The sequence below is a fragment of the Flagellimonas eckloniae genome (assembly GCF_001413955.1).
GTDB lineage: Bacteria > Bacteroidota > Bacteroidia > Flavobacteriales > Flavobacteriaceae > Flagellimonas > Flagellimonas eckloniae.
On record NZ_LCTZ01000002.1, the window covers coordinates 3,420,008 to 3,442,237 of the forward strand.

A 22,230-nucleotide genomic window follows, 5' to 3' on the forward strand; every position below is an offset into this window, starting at 1 on the left:
CATCGACCTTAAAACTAAGGCAACTCAATTTACTCACCAAGTTTTAGTTTAAACATCGATGAATCAAGATTATATAAAAGTGGACCCATGGTCAATTATTGAAGAGGGTTTTGACGCGAAACAAGTTAAATCCTCAGAAAGTTTGTTCAGTTTGGGCAATGGTGCCATGGGGCAAAGAGCTAATTTTGAGGAAGAATATACCGGAGAAACTTTTCAGGGCAGTTACATAGCAGGAGTTTATTATCCAGATAAGACCAGAGTAGGTTGGTGGAAAAATGGTTACCCCGAATATTTTGCTAAAGTCCTTAATGCTCCAAACTGGATTGGTATTGAAGTTCTAATCAATGAAGAATTGGTTGACCTTAATACATGCAAATCTGTTAGGGAGTTTAAAAGAGAGTTGAATATGCGTGAGGGCTGGTATCAACGAAGTTTTACGGCGCTATTACAAAATGGAGTGGAAATTTCAGTAAGATCAACCCGGTTTCTAAGCCTCGATATTGATGCGGTAGGAGCAATAAAATATGAGATAACACCCCTTAACCAAGATGTTGAAGTAATTATTGCACCCTATTTAGACAGTGGCATTACCAACGAAGATTCCAATTGGGATGATAAGTTTTGGAACACAACAAATGTTGATTCTGAAGGAAGTCAGGCCTTTATTGAAGCACATACAATGAAGACCAACTTTGCTACATGCACCTTTATGGAGGCTAAGTTGTTTTATAAAGGGTCACCAGTTGAAATGAAACCTCACCTTAAAAAGACCGATAGTTTAATCGGTTTGTCCTACAAGCAAAAGGTAGAGAAAGGAGAGCCTTTTACCCTACATAAGTTTGGTGGATATACTGTTTCAAGAGACCATAAGGAGTCCGAACTTGTACAAGTGGCGAAAGATGCTCTTTTTAGTGCAACTACATTGGGTTATGAAGGGTTGCTTCAAAAACAAAAGGAGGCCTGGGCCAAAATATGGGAAATGAGTGATATCACCATTAATGGTGATGTAAAAGCGCAACAAGGAATTCGATTTAATATTTTCCAATTAAACCAGACCTATTTAGGAAAAGATTCCCGATTGAACATAGGTCCAAAAGGGTTCACAGGTGAAAAATATGGAGGAAGTACCTATTGGGATACGGAAGCATACTGCCTTCCCTTTTATATGGCCACAAAAAATCAGCAAGTTGCGTGGAGTTTGTTGGAGTATAGATACAACCATCTGGAAAAAGCGATAGAAAATGCCCAAAAACTTGGCTTTAAAAATGGGGCTGCCTTGTATCCCATGGTAACAATGAATGGAGAGGAGTGCCATAACGAATGGGAAATTACGTTTGAAGAAATCCATAGAAATGGTGCAATCTCATTCGCAATCTATAATTATCATAGGTATACAGGCGATTACAGTTATATCCCAAAAATGGGGTTGGAAGTTTTAATAGGCATCGCTCGGTTTTGGCATCAAAGAGTTAATTTTTCTGAGGACAAACAGCAGTATGTGATGCTAGGGGTAACAGGTCCAAATGAGTATGAAAACAATGTCAACAACAATTGGTACACCAGCTATCTGGCCAAGTGGTGTATTGACTATACGTTAGAACAGCTGGAAATTGTAAAAGAAATATGCCCAAAGGACTATGCTAGAATTATTTCCAAAACAAATTTGACTATTACAGAGACTGATGACTGGGCAAAGGTTGCTGGGAATATTTATTTTCCATATTCTGAAAAACACGAGGTTTTCCTGCAACAAGATGGCTTTCTGGACAAGGAAATGATCAAGGTAGAAGATTTAGATAAATCAGATAGGCCGATCAACCAAAAATGGAGTTGGGATAGAATATTGCGTTCGCCCTATATAAAACAGGCAGATGTATTACAAGGCTTCTATTTTTTTGAAGACCACTTCAGCAAGGAATCCTTAGAAAAACATTTTGACTTTTATGAACCATTTACCGTCCATGAATCTTCCCTGTCCCCATGTGTGCATAGCATTCAAGCAGCAAAATTGGATAGGATGGATCAAGCCTACACTTTTTACTTGAGAACCTCAAGATTGGATTTGGATGATTATAACAAAGAAGTGGAAGAAGGGCTCCACATTACATCCATGGCGGGGACTTGGATGAGTATTGTTGAAGGTTTTGGAGGAATGCGAATCTTGAATAATCAACTCTGTTTTACACCAAGAATACCTAAACAATGGGAATCATATGCTTTTAAAATCAATTTTAGAAATCAAATAATAACCGTTACCGTTTCAGGACAGTATACAAGTTTTGAAATAACGGAGGGGAAAGAACTAAGTATTCAGGTGAATGATAAACCGGTATCATTAATTCCGGGCAAAGTTGTTCAAGCATGAAAAAATACAGCTACATTACTTTTATGGTAATTGTAGGCTTATCGCATTCATGTGATCAGAAAACCAATCAAGAACCAGTTCAGCAAAAAATGAAGAAAAAAGCCGTAGTCTATCAAGTTTTTACTCGACTTTTTGGAAATACCAATACTACCAATAAACCTTGGGGAACCATCAATGAAAATGGGGTTGGAAAATTTGCTGATTTCAACGAGCGGGCCTTAAATGAGATTAAAGATTTGGGAGTGACCCATATTTGGTATACTGGTGTTCCGCACCATGCACTTATTAATGATTATACTGCTTTCGGAATTTCCAATGATGACCCAGATGTGGTTAAAGGACGGGCAGGTTCACCTTATGCGGTCAAAGATTATTATAACGTTAATCCAGATTTAGCTATTGACCCAAATAAAAGGTTGGATGAATTCAAAGCGTTGGTGGTACGCACCCATCTCGCAGGAATGAAGGTTATTATAGACATTGTTCCCAACCATGTTGCTCGAAATTATGAGGGACTTACAAATCCGGAAGGAGTTTTGGACTTTGGGGCCAATGATGATACTTCCTTGGAATATCACGTCAATAATAATTTCTACTACGTTCCCAATAGCGAGTTTAAGGTGCCGCTATGGCAAGATGATTATCTACCACTTGGTGGGGAGGAAAACCAATTTTCAAATGGAAAGTTTGTTGAGGTTCCTGCAAAATGGACCGGAAATGGGTCTAGGTTGGCACAGCCCAATTTTAATGATTGGTATGAAACGGTAAAAATAAATTATGGTGTTAGACCGGATGGCACAAAAGATTTTGATGAATTTCCCTTAGGTTTTGAAAATAAGAATTACGAAGAACACTATAAATTTTGGGGTGATAAGAACATTCCAAATTCATGGGTTAAGTTCAGGGATATTACACAGTATTGGTTGGATTTTGGGGTGGACGGTTTTCGGTTTGATATGGCCGAAATGGTACCTGTTGAATTTTGGAGCTATCTGAATTCGAGTATCAAAATGAAAAACCCAGAAGCCTTCTTATTGGCTGAAGTGTACAACCCAGACCTCTATCGGGATTACATCCACAAGGGGAAAATGGATTATTTGTACGATAAAGTAGAATTGTACGATAGCATAAAGCACATTATGAAAGGATATGGTTGGACCGACCATATTCCAGTGGTGCAAAAAGGAATGGCAGATATAGAGCATCATATGCTTCATTTTTTGGAGAATCATGATGAACAACGAATTGCAAGTCCAGATTTTGTTGGGAAAGCAGAGCTTGCAAAACCTGCCATGGTCGTGTCTGCAACCTTGAGTACTTCACCAACCATGATATATTTTGGACAGGAAGTAGGAGAACCGGGAGCAGAAGATGCAGGGTTTGGTAAACCTACACGTACATCAATCTTTGATTATATAGGAGTGCCAAATCATCAACGTTGGGTGAACGATAAAAAGTTTGATGGAGGTCAACTATCCAAAGAAGAAAAAGAGTTAAGGGATTTCTATAAGCGACTATTAAATTTTACCATTAAAAGTGACGCCCTAATGGGGGCATACCAAGAAATTCACTTTTACAATAAAGATTTTACGGAGAACTATGACCATAGGGTGCTTTCCTATGTAAGATGGTGCAATACCGAAACACTTGTGGTGATATCAAATTTTGATGCCGTAAAAGACTATACGTTTCAATTGAAAATTCCAAAAGATGTCATCGAAAAATGGAATTTGAAGAATGGAGAATACAACTTAACAGAAGAACTTTACAATAAAATCAACAAAACTCTTTTTGTAGAAGGTGGACAAGGAATAATTACAGTGGAATTGGAGCCTTTGGAATCTGTTATTTTTAAAGTTGAAGAATAAAAAAGCGGGCTGTAAAACAGCCCGCTCAAGTTTAAGGTTGGTTAATTTTCTTATGTTTTGACTGGGGCTGTATTCTTATATACCAGTGCAATTACAACACCAACAATACCATAATAAATAATTTCAACAATAGCTTCTACAACATATCCTGTGAAATCCATAACACTTGATGTCGCATACCACATAAGACCCATGGAAATCCCGGTAAAAGCACCTATTGCGGCACCAAATTCAAACCCTTGACCAACACTATGATGCCCCCTGGCCCATTTACTGTAGATAGAACTCAATATAAAGGCTCCAATCAAGTTAGAAACAACTATCAATGGAAAGTCCATTGGGTCTTTTGAAACATCTGTGATAGTGTGAGATTCAAAAAAATCTGTCAACGCAACACCCCAAAGACCATAGCCCAACAAGAACATGACCACTGTGGCAGCTATAGTGGCCAGCAAATTAGATTTTGAAAACATTTTGATTATTTAATTGGTTAATAATGTGATAAATATATTAAATAATTTTTATCAATATGATAAAAAAACATATCAAAAATTGATTATTTATCTATTTTGATAAAATATAAATGATAAATAACTAGTAAGGAAATAGGAGTGAATTCCATTTTCAAGTTGTATTTTTAGAATTAAAACTTAACCGATAATGAAAAAAACAATTGCAGTGGTATTAATCACTGTTTTTTTAGCTAACAATTGTGGCATGAAAGATTATGAACCTTTGGTTATTGGTCATAGGGGAGCAATGGGGCACGAGACCGAGAATACTTTGGCATCCATAAAAAAAGCAATGGATTTAGGGGTTGATATGATTGAAATAGATGTCTTTAAAATCAAGAGTGGAGAAATTGTGGTGTTTCATGATGATGAGGTTGAACGGCTTTCTAATGGAAAAGGATTAATAGAAGAATACGATATAGTTGAATTAAATAAACTTACCCTGAAGGGGAACCATACAATACCCTTATTACAAGATATTTTAAATTTAATCGATGGAAATGTAGCACTCAATATAGAATTGAAAGGAGCTAACACGGCCAAAGATGTGAATACCATAATGGCGAATTATATTAATAATAAAGGATGGAAATCTGATGATTTTGTGATTTCCAGTTTTAAATGGAATGAACTTGAGAAGATGCGTACAATAAATAGGGATGTGAAAATTGCAATTTTGACTGAGGAAGACCCGCTGGAAGCAATTTCAATTGCCAAAGAATTGAATGCCATTGCCATAAATCCTGATTTTAAAACATTGACCACCGAAAATACTTCTAAAATGCACAAAGAAGGATTTAAAGTCTATACATGGACGGTTAACCAACCGGATGATATCCAAAGAATGAAGAAATTCAGAGTGGACGGAATTATAACCAATTATCCTGAACGTGTACATTAATGTTTGATATTATTGTTGTTGGAGGTGGAGCGGCAGGTTTTTATGCTGCAATCCAGATTGCTGAACATGCCCCACATTTAAATGTGGCCATTTTTGAAAGAGGAAAAACAGTGCTTTCCAAAGTCAAAGTTTCGGGCGGTGGTCGTTGTAATGTAACACATGGCGAATTTTCTGCTCAAGAGTTGGTTACCAATTATCCAAGAGGACAAAAGGAGCTTCTAGGTCCTTTTCATACGTATGCTCCCATAGATGTGATGTCATTTTTTGAAGAAAAAGGAATTCCGTTGAAAATAGAGGATGATGGTAGGGTTTTTCCAAAAAGCAACTCATCACAAACCATTATTGATTGTTTTGTCAACGAAGCTGAGCGATTAGGGGTTAAAATTTTAAGGAATAGCTCAGTTAAAGAGTTTGGCAGGAGCAAAGAGGGCGATAGGTGGCGGATAACAACAATGAACAAGCACTATCAAACCAAAAAATTGCTTTTGGCTACAGGGAGTAATCCAAAAATTTGGAAACAATTGGAGAAAATGAGACACACAATTATTCCCCCGGTCCCTTCATTGTTCACCTTTAATATAAATGATGAAAGAATAAGAGGCATTCAAGGAATAAGTACAGAAGCTTCCGTAGAAATTCCTCCAAAAAAGAGGTTTCCCTCAAAAATTGATGTCGAACTAAAAAGCGCACTCAAGAATGAGTCCGTTTTAGAATCTGAAGGCCCTGTTTTAATTACCCATTGGGGACTAAGTGGTCCCGCTATATTAAAACTCTCAGCTTGGGGTGCGAACATATTATATAAGTACGATTATAATTTTAGAGTCATTATCAATTGGATGCCGGAATACACAACAGGTTCCATGGAACTATATCTTAGAGAAGTAAAAGAGGTTGAACCCAAAAAGACCATTTTAAGAACTAATGCTGTTGACATGCCTAGAAGACTTTGGATAAATTTGGTAAAAGCAGCTGGAATAGATAAGGATTTGAAATGGGGAGATGTAACAAAGGAAAAACTTCAAAATCTTGCAAAACAACTCACGGCATGTTCTTTTAAGGTGGAAGGGAAAAGCACATTTAAAGAAGAGTTTGTCACTGCGGGTGGTATCGATTTAAAGGAAATCAATTTTAAGACTTTTGAAAGCAAAATTCATCAAAATCTATATTTTGCTGGTGAAATCATCAACGTTGATGCCATAACAGGAGGCTTTAATTTTCAAAATGCTTGGACAGGTGCCTATATTGCGGCAAGGGCGATTGTTTCAAAGTAAATTTATTGAAGCAACATAGCAATTCCTGCCGCAAGCGATGCTCCCAAAATGGGACCAAAAACTGGAATCCATGAATATCCCCATCCGTTGGAGCCTTTATTTTTAATTGGAACCAAAGCATGTATAATTCTTGGGCCAAGATCCCTGGCGGGATTAATGGCGTAACCAGTAGTGCCTCCCAAAGACAAACCAATTCCCCAAACAATTATAGCAACGGGCAAAGCTCCTAAAGAACCTAAACCTATAATGCTGTTATCACTGGTTGCTACGGCATCCGTAAAATAAAGCACAGCAAATACCAAAACAAAAGTCCCCATGACCTCAGTTAAAATATTTAAAAAAGTATTTGGAATTGCTGGGGCATTGCAAAAAACCCCTCTTTTAGTATTACCATCTTCGGTAACATCAAAATGATCTTTGTTCATTAACCACACAAAGAAAGCTCCCAGCATAGCTCCAATAAATTGAGCCATAATATAATTGGGCACATCATAAATTGAAAATTCACCGGCCAAGGCAAGTCCAATGGTTACAGCTGGATTCATGTGTGCGCCACTATATGGCCCAGCGACTACTACTCCTGTGTATACAGCAAAGGCCCAACCCGTGGTAATCACTATCCATCCGGAACCATTTCCATATGTTTGTTTTAATGAAACATTGGCGTTGACACCACATCCCAACAAAATCAATAGAAATGTTCCAACGATTTCTGCAATAAATGGAGTCATGTTAGCTTTGGTTTAATTATTTTTTGTCCACTGTTCAAGGGCATCAATGGCTCTGTACCAGCCTTTGATTCCTGTTTCAATAGGTTCGCGGTCTGTTGATGGGCTAAAATGAACATCGGTTTGCCAAATATCTTGAATTTCTTCGGGACTTTCCCAATAGCCAACAGCAAGTCCAGCTAAATATGCAGCTCCCATAACCGTAGTTTCTATAATTTTAGGACGAATAGTAACAGTATTCAAAACATCCGATTGAAATTGCATAAGCATATTGTTAACCGTTGCTCCCCCATCAACTCTTAGTTCTTTTATGGAAATCCCAGAATCTGCTTCCATGGCTTTTAAAATATCCATGGTTTGGTAGGCTATGGATTCCAAGGCGGCTCGGGCAATATGGGCATCAGTACTTCCGCGTGTCAACCCAAAAATGGTTCCTTGGGCATGTTGGTTCCAGTGTGGAGCTCCCAAACCAGCAAATGCGGGTACAAAATAAACACCCTCCGAACTATCTACAGAACTGGCAAGTTGTTCTACCTCAGAGGAGGTTTTTATAATTTTTAAACTATCCCGTAACCATTGCACAACCGCTCCTGCTATAAAAATGCTTCCTTCCAGCGCGTAGGTGGTCTTTCCATTTATTTTCCATGCAACGGTGGTAAGCAGATTGTTTTTAGAAACTATTGGCTTGTCTCCAATATTCATCAACATAAAACAACCTGTGCCATACGTATTTTTTACCATACCCTGTTTGGTACACATTTGTCCAAATAGTGCTGCTTGTTGGTCCCCGGCAATCCCTGAAATTGGAATTTTGGCGGCGAAAAAATTAGGGCTTGTATGGCCATAAACCTCACTAGATTGTTTTACCTCTGGCAGCATGCTTTTAGGAATGGTCAAAAGTTCAAGAAGCTCATCATCCCATTCCATTGTGTTGATGTTGAACATTAAAGAACGAGATGCATTGGTAACATCGGTAATGTGCAACTCGGCTTCGGTCATTTTCCAGATAAGCCAGGTGTCAATTGTTCCCAGAACCAAATCGCCAGCTTCTGCCCTTTCACGAGCGCCTTCCACATTGTCCAAAATCCATTTGACTTTGGTGCCTGAAAAATAGGAATCAATGACCAAACCTGTCTTTTGACGAATCATATCCGATTTTCCTTGACTTTTCAATTCATCGCAATAGTCGGCAGTGCGTTTATCTTGCCAAACAATGGCATTATATATAGGTTCCCCAGTATTTTTGTCCCAAACAACAATGGTCTCCCGTTGATTGGTAATTCCAATGGCTGCTATTTGTTCCCCTTTTAAACCTTTTTTACTAACAGCTTCGGCGGCCATTCCAGCTTGGGTAGCCCAAATTTCATTGGCATCATGTTCTACCCATCCTGGTTTTGGAAAAATTTGGGTGAATTCTTTTTGTGCTACGGATATAATACTGCCAGCTTTATCGAAAATCACAGCTCGCGAACTGGTTGTGCCTTGATCCAAGGCAAGGATATATTGATTCATTTGAGTTAATTTAATGCGACTGAATTTACTAAAATAAATCGGAGTAATTTTATTCCATTGAATTATTAAATCATGAAAACATATATAGCACTTCTAAGGGGGATTAATGTAAGTGGGCAGAAGAAAATCAAAATGACCGATCTAAAACTAACCTTGGAAAAAAAGGATTTGAAGAATGTAAGAACCTATATTCAAAGCGGTAATATTGTTTTTGACAGTGAAATGTCCGAGATTAATTTGCTTCAAGATTTGGTGCATAGTGCTATTATGGAAGATTTTGGTTTTGATGTTCCTACCTTGATTACTGAAGGAAGAAAACTAGAGAAGATTCTAGAAGAAAATCCCTTTAAGAATGAAGTGGAAGAGAATCGATTATATTTTGTGTTGCTTAAGGAAGTTCCGTCCCAAAATCCGGTAGAAGAATTCAATACATTGAGTTTTGTAAATGAGGATTTTCAAATTTCGGAATCCTGTGTATATCTATGCTGCAAAAAGGGGTATGGCAATGCCAAATTGAACAATAATCTTATTGAAAGAAAATTAAAAGTTCAGGCTACGACCCGAAACTTAAAAACGATGCAAAAATTGACCGAAATGGTCAAGGGCTAATTCAATTCCCAGATTTTATAATTCAACAAAGTTGCAAAGCATACCCAAAGCATATAGGGAATAAGCAAAATGGCAGCTAATTTGCTGACCACTTTAAACCATCGAATAGTTAAAATAATCAAGGTCAATAAAACAAAAATTACGAGTAAGGCCCATGCTGGGCTTTTAAATCCGAAGAAAACAATACTCCACAAAGCATTAAAAAGTAATTGGAATCCAAAGTGATACAAGGCGGTTTTTACCCAGATATGGTGAAAGCCTTTAGACCAAACTATTCCCGCAGCAATACCCATTAAAATATAAAGCCCTGTCCAAACTGGTGCAAAAAGCCAATTTGGCGGATTAAAACTGGGTTTGTTCAAAGCTAGATACCAGTCGTTTACCGAGGTTTGGGTTGCAAAGCTTGATAGAAAACCAATAAGAAGACAGATTGCAACCGTAATTAAAATGTAACCAACTTTTTTCTTCATGATTAGCGCAATTCTGTCTAAAATAAGAATTTATTTGAATCCGTATCCATAGAACCTCATACCATCCACTATATTTGTCCAAATGTTTTTTTGAATGACTGAAGAAAACTTTTTGTCAAGGAAATATGTTGATTTACCAGAGGAAGGAAAAGTTACTTGGAAAGCTCCAAGCAACATTGCATTGGTAAAATATTGGGGAAAAAAGGAAAACCAAATTCCGGCTAATCCATCAATAAGTTTCACGTTAGATGCATGCGCTACAAGAACTTCAGTTTCCTACAGCAAAAAGGATACGGATACTTCACAATTTTCTTTTGATTTACTTTTTGAAGGCAAGCCCAAACCAGATTTCAAACCAAAAATCCAAAGCTTTTTTGAACGAATTGAACAATATATATCTTTTTTGAAATCATATCATTTTAAAATTGAAACTTCCAACTCCTTTCCACATAGCAGTGGTATTGCATCTTCTGCAAGTGGTATGGCCGCATTGGCATTGTGCTTGGTGGATATTGAAAAAAGATTGGATCCAAGTATAGATAAGGTCTTTTTTAATAGAAAGGCATCTTTTCTGGCTCGGTTGGGGTCCGGAAGTGCGTGCAGGAGTATTGAAGGAGATCTGATTCAATGGGGAAGCCATAAAACAATACATGGAAGTTCGGATTTATATGGAATTAAGTATCCATTTAAAGTGAACCCTGTTTTTAAAAATTTCCATGATACCATTTTGTTGGTGCACAAGGGCCAAAAACAGGTCAGTAGCTCCGTAGGGCATAATTTAATGCACAGTCATCCCTACGCTGAAAGACGCTTTACCCAAGCACATGAAAATTTGGACAAGCTTAAAAGTATTCTTGAAACCGGAGATTTGGAAGGTTTTATCAATGTGGTTGAAAGTGAGGCATTAACCCTGCATGCGATGATGATGACCAGCATGCCGTATTTTATTTTAATGAAACCCGATACCTTGGAAATCATCAATAAGATATGGAATTTTAGGGCCACGACCGATGTGCCAATTTGTTTTACGTTGGATGCAGGCGCCAATGTACATGTTTTATATCCAGAATCAGTAAAGGAAAAGGCAATACAATTTATTAAGGATGAATTGGTTGCCCACTGCGAGAATGGACATTATATTTGCGATCGAATTGGAAGTGGAGCTAAAAAATGTAATTAATACTATCAAACAACGTTGATTTAGGGTGAACAACGTATTTAAAGACAGAGGTTTACATTTGAGGACGATTATTGTTTATCTTTAAACTGTTTTACTTTAAACAAATCAGGTTTGTATCTTTGACTCAATTATGAAAGGACCGTTATTTTATTCTAAGATTCTACTTTTTGGAGAGTATGGCATTATCAAAGACTCTAAAGGACTTTCCATACCCTATAGTTTTTTTAAAGGCGCATTGAAGACGGACGAAAATCCATCTGAATCGGCCCAAAAATCCAACAAAAGCTTAAAAACATATGTGGAGTATTTAAGAAAGTTGGAAAAAGAAGAACAAGGCCTGGTTTCTTTTGATTTGCAGACATTGGAAGAAGATGTTGCCAATGGAATGTATTTTGACAGCTCAATTCCACAAGGTTATGGTATTGGAAGTAGTGGTGCTCTCGTAGCGGCTATCTATGACAAATATGCCACGGACAAAATCACGGTACTTGAGAATTTAACCCGTGAAAAACTACTGAAACTCAAAGAGATTTTTGGAAAGATGGAATCCTTCTTTCATGGAAAATCTTCAGGGCTTGACCCCTTGAACAGTTATTTGAGTTTGCCCATTCTGATCAATTCCAAGGATAATATAGAATCTACAAGCATACCTTCCCAAAATAAAGAGGGGAAAGGAGCTGTTTTCTTGTTGGATAGTGGTATAATAGGTGAAACCGCACCTATGGTGCAGTTGTTCATGGAAAAAATGAAACAAGAAGGGTTCCGTAATATGGTCAAGAATAAGTTCATTAAGCATACCGATGCCTGTGTGGAAGATTTCTTGAACGGAAATGTCAAATCCCTTTTTGGCAACCTTAAGCAGCTCTCCCATGTGGTGTTCGACAATTTTAAACCTATGATTCCTTCCAAGTTCCATCAACTTTGGAAACAGGGAATTGATACCAATGATTATTACCTGAAACTTTGTGGCTCAGGTGGAGGTGGATATATTTTAGGCTTTACCCAAGATTTGGATAAAGCTAAAAAAGCGCTTGAAGGCCATAACTTGGAAGTGGTTTACAACTTCTAACACCATAAAATGCTTAGTAGAAAAAATAAACTCCTGCTTTTTAAGCTATTGAGTTTGTTTTCCGTTGTGCGCGGATATAATATCCTTATCATAACGCTCGCACAATACTTGGCTTCCATTTTTATACTATCACCCAATTGGCCGGTACGCGATGTGGTTTTGGACCTTAATCTTTTTCTCATTGTAACCGCTTCGGCTTTGGTGATTGCCAGCGGTTATATCATCAATAATTTTTACGATGCAGAAAAAGACCTGATCAACAAACCGAGGAAAAGTATGTTGGACCGGTTGGTCAGCCAGCGATTTAAATTGACCACCTATTTCATCCTCAATTTTTTAGCTGTTCTTGCGGCAAGCTATATTTCATTTAGGGCAGTACTTTTTTTCTCTGTCTATATTTTTGGAATTTGGTTGTATTCCCACAAGTTAAAACGGATACCCTTTGTTGGAAATTTAGTCTCCGCTTCTTTGGCAATAGCTCCCTTTTTTGTGGTTTTTGTGTATTATAAGAATTTTGAGACCGTCATTTTTGTGCATGCCCTTTTTCTGTTTTTGTTGATTTTGGCCCGGGAACTGATCAAGGATTTAGAGAATATGGTTGGAGATATGGCCCAAAATTACAGAACCATCCCTATAATTTATGGCGCCAAGGTTTCAAAGCTGATAATTGGGCTGTTGATTGTTTCAACACTTGTCCCGGCATTATTATTGATCAATACGTTTGAAGTGGGGTATATGTACCTTTATTTCATTTCATGTATAGTTCTGTTGGCTCTTTTCTTAATTTTATTGATTAAGGCCGATGGTAAAAAACATTATGTTTGGTTGCACAACATTCTAAAGTTTATAATTGTGGCTGGAGTATTCAGTATTTTATTGATTGATGTTGATTTGGTCTTAAACCGGATTTTATAATGGAGAACCTATTGAAAGTGGCACTAGCCCAAATTGCCCCAGTTTGGCTGGATAAGCAGGCCACTCTGAAAAAAATTGAGCAAACTATTCTAGAAGCGGCCAAAGAAAAGGCGGAGTTGCTTGTTTTTGGCGAAGCTTTTTTACCAGGATATCCTTTTTGGTTGGCATATACAGAGGGCGCAGCATGGAATTTAAAAGTAAACAAAGAACTACATGCCCATTATGCCAGAAATTCCATTCAGATTGAAGCTGGGGAGTTGGATGCAATTTGCAAGCTTGCCAAGGAAAATAACATAGCGATTTATTTGGGTATGATGGAACGGGCCAAAGACCGTGGAGGTCATAGTCTGTATTGTTCCCTTGTGTATATTGACCCTATGGGAGAAATAAAATCGGTACACCGTAAATTGCAGCCCACATATGATGAACGCCTTACCTGGGCTCCGGGTGATGGCAACGGATTACAAGTACATCCGTTAAAACAATTTACCGTTGGAGGTCTTAACTGTTGGGAAAATTGGATGCCCTTGCCTAGAACTGCCTTGTATGGACAAGGCGAAAATTTGCACGTTGCAGTATGGCCAGGCGGATTACATAATACCAAAGACATTACTTGCTTTATCGCTCGTGAATCGAGAAGCTTTGTCATTTCGGTTTCATCTTTGATGCGAACTTCTGACTTTCCAAAGGACACTCCACATTTGGATAAAATTCTGGAAAAAGCACCAAAGGTGCTTGCCAATGGAGGTTCATGTATAGCGGGCCCAGATGGAGAGTGGATTGTGGAACCCGTTATAGACAATGAAGGGTTGATTTATAAAACTTTGGATTTTAACCGAGTCTATGAGGAACGACAAAATTTTGACCCGGTTGGGCACTATTCCAGACCTGATGTTACCAAACTAACAGTAAATCGTGAACGGCAATCTACTGTAGAGTTTAAAGATTAAGTTGAGGAATAGGCTTTTTTAAAATTTCACTTATCGGTCTTGGCTATGATTTCGGAGTGGAAAATTCGGTAGAATTTTCCGCAGTAGCACTGACCTTAATTAATTAGTATTTAGTTTCGGGCTATCAATTCAGCCACGCTGAATTATAGCCGTTGTTACCTGCTGGCTTTTATTCGGTCGTGATAAATTCGATAGAGCCAATAATCCTCCAACTGCTAATATTGCTCCACCAATAAAAGGAAATCCAGCACCAACTAAATCAGCCATATTTGATGAAAAAAGAAATGGCAAACAAAATAACATTCCAAAAATCCCTGCTGTAATTGAAGCAAAAGCTCCAAATTTTGTAACTCGTTTCATATCAAATACTGTTTTGCATTCAAATTCTGGCTTTAATAGTTCAGTTCTCAATTCCGTCAGATTTCGGGTAGCATATTTTTCAATTGTCCATTCCGAAATTGCGATGGTTTTCTTTCCGTTTTTAAAGTCCGAGTAAAAAGTTCGCCACAAGTCTGGAAGCAAAATTGCTCCGAATATCAAAATTGTAAATGATGGAATAGAATAATTTCCATTTCCAATCATAAATGCTTGCATTCGGATTTCGTCTTCAGCCGTCATTTGGTAATTAAGCAAAACGTGTTTCAAATCGTGGCTTTCGTATTTTGGTACTAAAGTCAGATTATGATTGTCAAGACATTCAGCTATTTCTTTTCCTAAAGTTCCATTTTCAAGTTTTCTTAATTCCGAAACCTTTTGTTCATAAGGTTCCATTTTGCTAAAGAATTCGATTGTTGAAACAGAGAGGTCAAAAGATTGTTTAATTATCCTTCTGGCTATTTTTTGTAATATGTTCATTTATAAGTTCAGATTTTTCAGCTTGCAGGTAACGTTAAGCTAAGGACTGTTTTAATTGTCTTTAGCGATTGATAAGTGAAGTTCGGGATTTTTAGTTAAAAAATCCAATCCCGATTGACGCCTATAAACTATTGCAGTATAAATGGGCGATAGTTATTCATCAGGATTAAATAGGCAGTAGAAAACACTACCTTTGCAAAAAATTAATGACTGATGGCGAAATCAGACTACAGCCGAGAGCGGAAACCTTCCAATAGAACCTCTGGAAGCGATAAAAAAAAGCAATTTTCCAAAGGAAGACCCCCCAGAAAGAAAACTGCCCCAAAAAAACCATCCAACCCAGATGAGATTCGTTTAAACCGGTATATTGCCAATGCGGGTATCTGTTCCCGAAGGGAAGCCGACACCTATATTGCTGCCGGAAGTGTATCTGTAAACGGTAAGGTAATCTCAGAAATGGGGTATAAGGTAAAACGAACGGACGATGTCCGGTTCGACGGCCGAAAACTAAGCCTTGAAAAGAAGGAATACATTTTGCTGAACAAGCCCAAAAATTTTATCACTACAACAAATGATGAAAAAGGAAGGCGCACCGTAATGGAACTGGTTTCCAGTGCTTCCAAATCTAGATTATTGCCCGTTGGGCGTTTGGATAGGAATACCACAGGACTTTTACTCTTTACCAATGATGGGGATATGACCAAAAAGTTGACCCACCCAACATACGGAGTACGTAAAATCTACCATGTACATTTGGATAAAAGTTTAACCCTTTCCGATTTACGAAAGATTGAGGCCGGATTGGAATTGGAAGATGGAATGGTTCAAGTTGATGATGTAAGTTATATTCAAGGTTCCCCAAAAAGGGAGGTGGGTATTGAAATTCACAGTGGACGGAATCGTATTGTACGGCGAATTTTTGAACATCTTGGTTATACCGTAACCAAATTGGACAGGGTTATTTTTGCAGGATTGACCAAAAAAGACCTTCCAAGAGGACATTGGCGCCCACTAACAGAACAAGAAATCATTAATTTGGGGATGATAAAGTGATTTTATCAATTAAATGATAAAAGCACACGCTTTTTATTCAGCTTATTTTTTTACGATACAACCACCAGTTCATATCTCTAGTCAACGTATACCCTAATTTTTCATACAGAGAAATTGCCAAATTCCCTTTGTTTGTATGTAAAATAGGTGTTTTGTTTTCTTTTAAAATTTCTTTTGTATTGTAGGCAATCAATTGTTTTGCCAGTCCTTTTCGGGTATAATTGGGATGAGTAACCACGGCACTAACTTCAATAAAAAGATTGGTTTGCATTCGCTGACCAGCTATTGAAACTAATTGACCGTTCTTAAATATCCCATAATAGTTGCCCATTTCAAAGCTTCTTTTTTGATAGTAACCAGGCATAACCAACCAAATTAAATCATAGATCTCATCAATAAATGACTCATCTAACAACACAATTCTTTCTGTTATTTGAATGTCAATTAATTTATTTAAAACCATTTGACACCCATCAATTTTTTTTTCCAAAAAAACTTTGGTGTCATCTATTATTGGTGTTTGATTCTCTGAAACGAAGAAGAATTCATCCGAAGTTTTTAAATATTCATTTGAAGCTTTTGCTGTTTTTGTTTCATCGAAAAAAGACCCAAAAGTGCAAATCTCTGGGTTGTAAAATTGGACCCCGTTAAATTCAACAGCAAATTCTTTATGAGTTTCTTTTAAGGAATGCCAAACGGGGTTTTTTAATTGATGTTCTAAATCTATCATTAAAATGAAAGAAATTAAGTTTAACTATGAAGTGTCCTTGATCCATTTAAGCTTGCTTACAATGTTAAACTAAGGACTGTTTTATTTGTCGTTAGCGACTGATAAGTGAAGTTCGGAAATTTTGTAATAAAATCTACATTTAATTAGTATTTGTAAACAACAGGACCAACAATTCTACAAAAATATCGCAGTATCAAAGCACCCCTGACACACCCTTGTCATAAGCTGTAAATATTTTTGTAGAAATCTTAAAATTTATAAGCATGACACACACAAAAAAAGACGCATTTACCATTGTTGGTATATCGGCAAGAACATCTAATGAAAATGGGAAAGCGGAGAATGACATTCCTCAACTATGGCAAAAATTTATGGCAGAAGGTGTTGCTCACAAAATTCCCCATAAAGTGGATGATACCATCTATGCCATTTATACAAATTATGAAGGAGACCACACAAAGCCCTATACCATTGTAATTGGTTGCAATGTGTCCAATCTGGATAACATTCCAGAGGATCTAACTGTAAAAATGGTACCTTCTTCCAACTACACAAAATTTATGGCCAAGGGTGATCTTACCAAAGATGCCGTAATCAATACCTGGATGGAAATTTGGAACACGGATCTAAAAAGAACCTACACTACTGATATTGAAATCTATGGGGAGAAAGCATTGAACCCCACAGATGGAGAAGCTGAAATTTTAATTGCAGTGCAATAAACCCTCACATTATTTAGCCGCTATGTCCCCAATCTATCTGCTAATGGACATAGCGGTTTATTTAAATATTAAATACTCTTATTCAAATATATTTTTATACTTTTTGCATACGTAAGAAACGTATGCTATAAATGTACAATGATGTTATAAAATTCTGGAAACTGCACAAACTTTCCGTTGTTTTTGTAGTAGTAAGCATTCTTTTTTATGTAAGCTTTGGATATGATTTGGAGCGTACCTCTTTCATCAAGCTCATAACGCTTTATGCTGGATTGTTTTACTTTTTCTATAAGCTCATTCAGTTTGAAAAATGGAATCTCAAATTCCTGTTGATTTCAGGGATACTGTTTAGATTGGTGTTTTTTCTTGTAGAGCCTAATCTTTCGCAGGATTTTTATCGGTTTATATGGGATGGAGAACTTATCAAACATGGTTTAAATCCATATTTATACACTCCCAACGATTTAATTGGGCAAAATGGCTTGCCAATCTCAAATGCTGACGCGCTTTTTGCAGGTATGGGCGAATTGAGTGCAAAACATTTTAGCAACTATCCGCCGGTAAATCAAATCATTTTTGCCCTTTCTTCATTATTGGGAGGCGGCAGTATTTTGGGTTCTATAATTGTAATGCGACTGTTCATCATTTTTGCAGATTTGGGCATTCTCTACTTTTCAAGAAAATTGCTTCAAAATTTAAACCAATCCAATCACATGGCATTTTGGTATTTTTTAAACCCCTTGGTCATCATTGAGCTTACAGGAAATCTGCATTTTGAAGGTGTAATGCTATTTTTCCTTGTTTGGTCACTCTATTTAATTTCCAGTAAAAAAGAAATTTTGGCCGCTCCGATCTATGCGGTATCTATTATGGTAAAGCTTGTGCCCCTTCTTTTTTTACCTCTTTTTATAAAACATTTTGGTTTCAAAAAAAGCGCCATCTTTTATATACTGATTGGGCTATCATGTATAGTATTATTTTTGCCGTTTTATTCCCCTGTATTTGTCAGTAATTATTCTGAGACCATAAGCCTGTGGTTTTCTAATTTTGAGTTTAATGCAGGAATTTACAATGTGGTCAAACAAATAGGGACTAATTTTTTTGATGCCAAACCGTGGGAATTAGTAAAATCTTACGGTAAACTAGTAGCAATTTTGGTAATGGTGATTACGCTCTTAATGGCTTTTGTTAGAAAGAACCAAAATCTTAGCACCTTAATTACCTCTATGCTAATCGCACTATCGCTCTATTACTTCCTATCAAGTACAGTACACCCTTGGTATATTATCTTTCTAGTGGGATTGAGCATTTTTACAAGATATCGCTATCCAATTGTCTGGTCTTTTGCGGTAATTTTGAGCTATTGGGCCTATTCCAATCCAGACTATACGGAAAATCTATGGCTATTGGCCATTGAATATATTTTGGTCTTTGGCTATTTGATTTATGAAATAGTAGGAAAGGGGCAAAAAAAGTTATATTTCTTCAAAAAATAAATCTCATTTTAGCTCAATCGGAATTAATTTGTACTTTTAACCCATAATGAAAGGACAAGAATACATATTAACTTCATTGAGCATCACTGCTCCAGTACGTCCATTCTCTCCACGTCGTCGCCCGTAAGGGTGCACTAAAACTATGGAAATAGGTGAGTCCATTTCCGCAAAAAACACAAAATCATATTTAATTTATAGTTTAAATCGACATAGCAATGAAAATTGTAATTGCTAACGAATCACATATTAAGTACGCACAAATTATTAGCAATACCATAACGGAATCTGCCAAGGTACGTGGTACCGGTATCGCGCAGCGTACACCTGAATATATCATAAAACGGTTGGAAAATGGAAACGCAATTATCGCTTTGGATGGGGATAAATTTGCTGGTTTCTGTTATATCGAAGTTTGGGGAAACAAAAACTTTGTGGCCAATTCTGGACTCATCGTACATCCAGATTATAGGAAGCAAGGACTTGCCAAAAAAATAAAAAAAGCGGTTTTTGAATTATCAAAACAAAAATTTCCGGATGCCAAAATCTTTGGGATTACCACAGGCTTGGCCGTAATGAAAATGAACTACGAGCTGGGCTACAAACCTGTGACATTTTCCGAGCTAACCGATGATCCGGAATTTTGGAAAGGATGCCAAACCTGTAAGAACTTCGATATTCTTACGAGAACTGAACGAAATATGTGCCTTTGTACGGGCATGCTTTACGATCCAAATACCGCAAAATCAGAATCAAAAAAAATAAATGGAAAGGCTTTTCAGCGATTAAAGGAAATCAAAGAAAATCTCTTCCTTAAAAAGAAAACAAAATGAAAAAATTAGTTTTAGCCTATAGTGGAGGGCTAGATACATCATACTGTGCCAAATATTTATCCAAGGAAGAAGGGTTTCAAGTCCATGCCGTAAGCGTTAACACTGGTGGGTTTAGCGCTGAAGAGATTCAAGAAATAGAGCAAAAGGCCTTGGCATTGGGCGCAACTTCATATACTTCCATTGATGCGGTTTCCAACTTCTATGAAAAGGTGGTAAAGTACCTCATTTTCGGAAATGTACTTCGAAACAATACCTATCCACTCTCTGTAAGTGCCGAAAGGATTGTGCAAGCCATGGAAATTGTATCCCACGCCAAAAAAATTGGTGCAACCCATATTGCCCATGGCAGTACTGGGGCAGGAAACGATCAGGTTCGATTTGATATGATTTTCCAAATCATGGCGCCAGAAATCGAAATCATAACCCCAATCAGGGACAATAAATTATCTCGGGAAGCAGAGATTGATTATTTACAGAAAAATGGAGTGGATTACTCCTGGGAAAAAGCAAAATATTCGGTCAATAGAGGATTATGGGGAACTTCCGTTGGAGGAGAGGAAACCTTGACCTCCAATTTACCCCTTCCAGACTCGGCCTATCCAAGTCAATTACAAGAAAAGGAGCCAAAGCAAGTTAAATTGACTTTTGAAAAAGGAGAACTCATAGCAATTGACGGCGAAAAAGATACTCCCGTGGCAACTATCGAAAAACTGGAGGCCATTGCCTCAAAATATGCAATCGGCAGGGATATTCATGTTGGTGACACCATAATCGGAATTAAAGGAAGGGTTGGTTTTGAAGCTTCCGCTCCACTGATTATCATTAAAGCACATCATTTATTAGAAAAACACACTTTGAGTAAATGGCAACAATACCAAAAAGAACAACTAGGAAATTTTTATGGAATGTTGTTGCATGAGGGGAACTATTTGGATGAGGTCATGAGAAATATTGAAGCATTTTTAACGGACACCCAGAAGAATGTTTCAGGCGATGTTTTTGTAAGTCTTTATCCTTTTCAGTTTCGATTGGATGGAATAGACTCGCCGCATGATCTTATGAATGCTTCCTTTGGAAGTTATGGCGAAATGAACAAAGGTTGGACAGCTGATGATGCCAAAGGATTTATAAAAATCCTTTCCAATTCTGGTAAAATTGCAACCCATGTAAACCAAAATCATGATTAAAGCAGGTATTATAGGCGGGTCGGGCTACACCGGTGGAGAATTGATTCGGTTATTATTGAATCATCCTGAAACAACTATTGATTTTGTATTCAGCACCACTAGGGCAGGAAAACAAGTAACTACTGCCCACCAAGATTTGTTGGGGCTAACAAATTTGGAGTTCACAGGCACCATAAATCCAAATGTGGATGTTGTTTTTCTATGTCTTGGGCATGGAAACTCCACTAAATTTCTGGAGGAAAACACCTTTTCCAATAGTACTAAGATTATTGATTTAAGCAACGATTTTAGATTGAGTCAAGATGCGGTTCTACATGGAAAAACTTTTGTTTATGGACTGCCAGAGTTAAGTAGGGAAAACATAAAAACGGCAACTGAAATTGCAAATCCTGGCTGCTTTGCTACCTCAATTCAATTGGCATTATTACCCTTGGCCAAAGCAGGTTTGCTGGAAAATGAAGTCCATATAAATGCCATTACAGGAAGTACGGGAGCAGGTGTTAGTCCATCTGCAACATCCCATTTTAGCTGGCGAAACAATAATGTTTCGTGGTATAAACCTTTTACGCACCAACATTTGGGTGAAATATGTGAAAGTCTGGATTCCTTCGGAAATAAAACAGGAAAACTGTTTTTTTTGCCTACAAGAGGTAACTTTACCCGGGGAATATTGGCCACGGCATACACAAAGTTTGAAGGTTCAGTGGAAGATGCCCAAAACCTGTTTAAAGATTTTTATGCCGATGCGATCTTCACCCATGTTTCAGATGAACCCATCCATTTGAAGCAAGTAGTGAACACCAACAATTGTCACATCCATTTACATAAACATGAAGATGTGCTTTTAGTCACTTCGGCAATTGACAATTTAATCAAAGGGGCGTCAGGGCAAGCCGTTCAGAACATGAATTTAATGTTTGGTTTTGAAGAAAATCAAGGTTTGCAATTAAAAGCAGGAGTATTTTAAAACATACAGTGTCTGGTCGAGCGTAATCGAGACCTAAATA

21 protein-coding genes are annotated in these 22,230 nt (G+C 37.4%); 15 read left to right on the forward strand and 6 right to left on the reverse strand.

Annotated features, from left to right (window positions below; genetic code table 11):
• Positions 1-58: 58 nt before the first annotated feature.
• Entirely contained in the window at positions 59-2,365 is a 2,307-nt protein-coding gene (locus AAY42_RS14730; protein WP_055396570.1) for a glycoside hydrolase family 65 protein, read from the forward strand.
• Entirely contained in the window at positions 2,362-4,233 is a 1,872-nt protein-coding gene (locus AAY42_RS14735) for an alpha-amylase family glycosyl hydrolase (protein ID WP_055396572.1), read from the forward strand. The genes AAY42_RS14730 and AAY42_RS14735 overlap by 4 nt, the downstream gene beginning before the upstream one ends.
• 50 nt (positions 4,234-4,283) lie before the next feature.
• Here AAY42_RS14735 and AAY42_RS14740 read toward each other — a convergent pair whose 3' ends face one another.
• Complete coding sequence (locus tag AAY42_RS14740; protein WP_055396574.1) at positions 4,284-4,706, reverse strand: hypothetical protein; 423 nt, start codon at positions 4,704-4,706, stop codon at positions 4,284-4,286.
• 187 nt (positions 4,707-4,893) lie between these two features.
• On the opposite strand from AAY42_RS14740, the gene AAY42_RS14745 reads away from it, so the two are divergent.
• Both AAY42_RS14745 and AAY42_RS14750 read left to right on the forward strand, forming a co-directional pair.
• Complete coding sequence (locus AAY42_RS14745; protein ID WP_055396576.1) at positions 4,894-5,646, forward strand: glycerophosphodiester phosphodiesterase; 753 nt, start codon at positions 4,894-4,896, stop codon at positions 5,644-5,646.
• The gene (locus tag AAY42_RS14750; protein WP_055396578.1) at positions 5,646-6,917 is read left to right on the forward strand and encodes a BaiN/RdsA family NAD(P)/FAD-dependent oxidoreductase; all 1,272 of its coding nucleotides are present in this window, start codon (positions 5,646-5,648) and stop codon (positions 6,915-6,917) included. The genes AAY42_RS14745 and AAY42_RS14750 overlap by 1 nt, the downstream gene beginning before the upstream one ends.
• 2 nt (positions 6,918-6,919) lie before the next feature.
• Here the strand turns inward: AAY42_RS14750 and AAY42_RS14755 are convergent, their stop codons facing one another.
• Positions 6,920-7,648, reverse strand: a complete 729-nt coding sequence (locus AAY42_RS14755; protein ID WP_055396580.1) for an MIP/aquaporin family protein — start codon at positions 7,646-7,648, stop codon at positions 6,920-6,922.
• Positions 7,649-7,660: 12 nt separating this feature from the next.
• Positions 7,661-9,157: a glycerol kinase GlpK gene (gene glpK, locus AAY42_RS14760; RefSeq protein WP_055396582.1), complete on the reverse strand. Its 1,497-nt coding sequence runs from the start codon at positions 9,155-9,157 to the stop codon at positions 7,661-7,663.
• A 72-nt stretch (positions 9,158-9,229) separates the two neighbouring features.
• Here glpK and AAY42_RS14765 point away from each other — a divergent pair, with 72 nt between their 5' ends.
• A complete protein-coding gene (locus tag AAY42_RS14765; protein ID WP_055396585.1) occupies positions 9,230-9,766 on the forward strand; it encodes a DUF1697 domain-containing protein in 537 nt (178 codons plus the stop codon).
• Here the strand turns inward: AAY42_RS14765 and AAY42_RS14770 are convergent.
• Positions 9,763-10,236, reverse strand: a complete 474-nt coding sequence (locus tag AAY42_RS14770) for a TspO/MBR family protein (RefSeq protein ID WP_055396587.1) — start codon at positions 10,234-10,236, stop codon at positions 9,763-9,765. The genes AAY42_RS14765 and AAY42_RS14770 overlap by 4 nt on opposite strands.
• A 94-nt stretch (positions 10,237-10,330) precedes the next feature.
• On the opposite strand from AAY42_RS14770, the gene AAY42_RS14775 reads away from it, so the two are divergent.
• From AAY42_RS14775 to AAY42_RS14790, 4 genes are all read left to right on the forward strand, one after another.
• Positions 10,331-11,416, forward strand: a complete 1,086-nt coding sequence (locus tag AAY42_RS14775; protein ID WP_055396589.1) for a diphosphomevalonate decarboxylase — start codon at positions 10,331-10,333, stop codon at positions 11,414-11,416.
• 130 nt (positions 11,417-11,546) lie between these two features.
• The gene (locus AAY42_RS14780; RefSeq protein WP_055396591.1) at positions 11,547-12,485 is read left to right on the forward strand and encodes a mevalonate kinase family protein; all 939 of its coding nucleotides are present in this window, start codon (positions 11,547-11,549) and stop codon (positions 12,483-12,485) included.
• Between the two features lie 9 nt (positions 12,486-12,494).
• Positions 12,495-13,400, forward strand: a complete 906-nt coding sequence (locus tag AAY42_RS14785) for a geranylgeranylglycerol-phosphate geranylgeranyltransferase (protein WP_055396593.1) — start codon at positions 12,495-12,497, stop codon at positions 13,398-13,400.
• A complete protein-coding gene (locus AAY42_RS14790) occupies positions 13,400-14,350 on the forward strand; it encodes a carbon-nitrogen hydrolase family protein (protein WP_055396595.1) in 951 nt (316 codons plus the stop codon). Before AAY42_RS14785 ends, AAY42_RS14790 begins: the two co-directional genes overlap by 1 nt.
• 129 nt (positions 14,351-14,479) lie before the next feature.
• On the opposite strand, the gene AAY42_RS14795 is transcribed toward AAY42_RS14790, so the two are convergent.
• The gene (locus AAY42_RS14795; protein ID WP_139063744.1) at positions 14,480-15,205 is read right to left on the reverse strand and encodes a hypothetical protein; all 726 of its coding nucleotides are present in this window, start codon (positions 15,203-15,205) and stop codon (positions 14,480-14,482) included.
• Between the two features lie 213 nt (positions 15,206-15,418).
• Between AAY42_RS14795 and AAY42_RS14800 the strand changes: the two genes are divergently transcribed.
• Positions 15,419-16,258 (forward strand): pseudouridine synthase, encoded by an 840-nt coding sequence (locus AAY42_RS14800; RefSeq protein ID WP_055396599.1) that lies wholly within the window; start codon positions 15,419-15,421, stop codon positions 16,256-16,258.
• A gap of 37 nt (positions 16,259-16,295) precedes the next feature.
• Here the strand turns inward: AAY42_RS14800 and AAY42_RS14805 are convergent, their stop codons facing one another.
• Positions 16,296-16,988 carry a GNAT family N-acetyltransferase gene (locus tag AAY42_RS14805; RefSeq protein ID WP_055396601.1) on the reverse strand — a complete coding sequence of 231 codons (693 nt, stop codon included), beginning with the start codon at positions 16,986-16,988 and terminating at the stop codon, positions 16,296-16,298.
• A gap of 263 nt (positions 16,989-17,251) precedes the next feature.
• Between AAY42_RS14805 and AAY42_RS14810 the strand changes: the two genes are divergently transcribed.
• The 5 genes from AAY42_RS14810 to argC all read left to right on the forward strand — a co-directional run bounded on the left by AAY42_RS14810 (position 17,252) and on the right by argC (position 22,190).
• Complete coding sequence (locus tag AAY42_RS14810; RefSeq protein ID WP_055396603.1) at positions 17,252-17,710, forward strand: GyrI-like domain-containing protein; 459 nt, start codon at positions 17,252-17,254, stop codon at positions 17,708-17,710.
• A gap of 131 nt (positions 17,711-17,841) precedes the next feature.
• Positions 17,842-19,206: a polyprenol phosphomannose-dependent alpha 1,6 mannosyltransferase MptB gene (gene mptB, locus AAY42_RS14815; RefSeq protein WP_055396605.1), complete on the forward strand. Its 1,365-nt coding sequence runs from the start codon at positions 17,842-17,844 to the stop codon at positions 19,204-19,206.
• Between the two features lie 215 nt (positions 19,207-19,421).
• The gene (locus AAY42_RS14820; RefSeq protein WP_055396607.1) at positions 19,422-20,036 is read left to right on the forward strand and encodes a GNAT family N-acetyltransferase; all 615 of its coding nucleotides are present in this window, start codon (positions 19,422-19,424) and stop codon (positions 20,034-20,036) included.
• Positions 20,033-21,223: an argininosuccinate synthase gene (argG, locus tag AAY42_RS14825; protein ID WP_055396609.1), complete on the forward strand. Its 1,191-nt coding sequence runs from the start codon at positions 20,033-20,035 to the stop codon at positions 21,221-21,223. The genes AAY42_RS14820 and argG overlap by 4 nt, the downstream gene beginning before the upstream one ends.
• A complete protein-coding gene (gene argC / locus AAY42_RS14830) occupies positions 21,216-22,190 on the forward strand; it encodes an N-acetyl-gamma-glutamyl-phosphate reductase (protein WP_055396611.1) in 975 nt (324 codons plus the stop codon). The genes argG and argC overlap by 8 nt, the downstream gene beginning before the upstream one ends.
• Positions 22,191-22,230 lie beyond the last annotated feature (40 nt).

What these genes read in the sequence shown, in the direction of transcription:
- AAY42_RS14730 (WP_055396570.1), top strand. Translation starts at nt 59, where the DNA reads ATGAATCAAGATTATATAAAAGTGGACCCATGGTCAATTATTGAAGAG.
- AAY42_RS14735 (WP_055396572.1), top strand. Translation starts at nt 2,362, where the DNA reads ATGAAAAAATACAGCTACATTACTTTTATGGTAATTGTAGGCTTATCG.
- AAY42_RS14740 (WP_055396574.1), bottom strand. Translation starts at nt 4,706, where the DNA reads ATGTTTTCAAAATCTAATTTGCTGGCCACTATAGCTGCCACAGTGGTC.
- AAY42_RS14745 (WP_055396576.1), top strand. Translation starts at nt 4,894, where the DNA reads ATGAAAAAAACAATTGCAGTGGTATTAATCACTGTTTTTTTAGCTAAC.
- AAY42_RS14750 (WP_055396578.1), top strand. Translation starts at nt 5,646, where the DNA reads ATGTTTGATATTATTGTTGTTGGAGGTGGAGCGGCAGGTTTTTATGCT.
- AAY42_RS14755 (WP_055396580.1), bottom strand. Translation starts at nt 7,648, where the DNA reads ATGACTCCATTTATTGCAGAAATCGTTGGAACATTTCTATTGATTTTG.
- glpK (WP_055396582.1), bottom strand. Translation starts at nt 9,157, where the DNA reads ATGAATCAATATATCCTTGCCTTGGATCAAGGCACAACCAGTTCGCGA.
- AAY42_RS14765 (WP_055396585.1), top strand. Translation starts at nt 9,230, where the DNA reads ATGAAAACATATATAGCACTTCTAAGGGGGATTAATGTAAGTGGGCAG.
- AAY42_RS14770 (WP_055396587.1), bottom strand. Translation starts at nt 10,236, where the DNA reads ATGAAGAAAAAAGTTGGTTACATTTTAATTACGGTTGCAATCTGTCTT.
- AAY42_RS14775 (WP_055396589.1), top strand. Translation starts at nt 10,331, where the DNA reads ATGACTGAAGAAAACTTTTTGTCAAGGAAATATGTTGATTTACCAGAG.
- AAY42_RS14780 (WP_055396591.1), top strand. Translation starts at nt 11,547, where the DNA reads ATGAAAGGACCGTTATTTTATTCTAAGATTCTACTTTTTGGAGAGTAT.
- AAY42_RS14785 (WP_055396593.1), top strand. Translation starts at nt 12,495, where the DNA reads ATGCTTAGTAGAAAAAATAAACTCCTGCTTTTTAAGCTATTGAGTTTG.
- AAY42_RS14790 (WP_055396595.1), top strand. Translation starts at nt 13,400, where the DNA reads ATGGAGAACCTATTGAAAGTGGCACTAGCCCAAATTGCCCCAGTTTGG.
- AAY42_RS14795 (WP_139063744.1), bottom strand. Translation starts at nt 15,205, where the DNA reads ATGAACATATTACAAAAAATAGCCAGAAGGATAATTAAACAATCTTTT.
- AAY42_RS14800 (WP_055396599.1), top strand. Translation starts at nt 15,419, where the DNA reads ATGGCGAAATCAGACTACAGCCGAGAGCGGAAACCTTCCAATAGAACC.
- AAY42_RS14805 (WP_055396601.1), bottom strand. Translation starts at nt 16,988, where the DNA reads ATGATAGATTTAGAACATCAATTAAAAAACCCCGTTTGGCATTCCTTA.
- AAY42_RS14810 (WP_055396603.1), top strand. Translation starts at nt 17,252, where the DNA reads ATGACACACACAAAAAAAGACGCATTTACCATTGTTGGTATATCGGCA.
- mptB (WP_055396605.1), top strand. Translation starts at nt 17,842, where the DNA reads ATGTACAATGATGTTATAAAATTCTGGAAACTGCACAAACTTTCCGTT.
- AAY42_RS14820 (WP_055396607.1), top strand. Translation starts at nt 19,422, where the DNA reads ATGAAAATTGTAATTGCTAACGAATCACATATTAAGTACGCACAAATT.
- argG (WP_055396609.1), top strand. Translation starts at nt 20,033, where the DNA reads ATGAAAAAATTAGTTTTAGCCTATAGTGGAGGGCTAGATACATCATAC.
- argC (WP_055396611.1), top strand. Translation starts at nt 21,216, where the DNA reads ATGATTAAAGCAGGTATTATAGGCGGGTCGGGCTACACCGGTGGAGAA.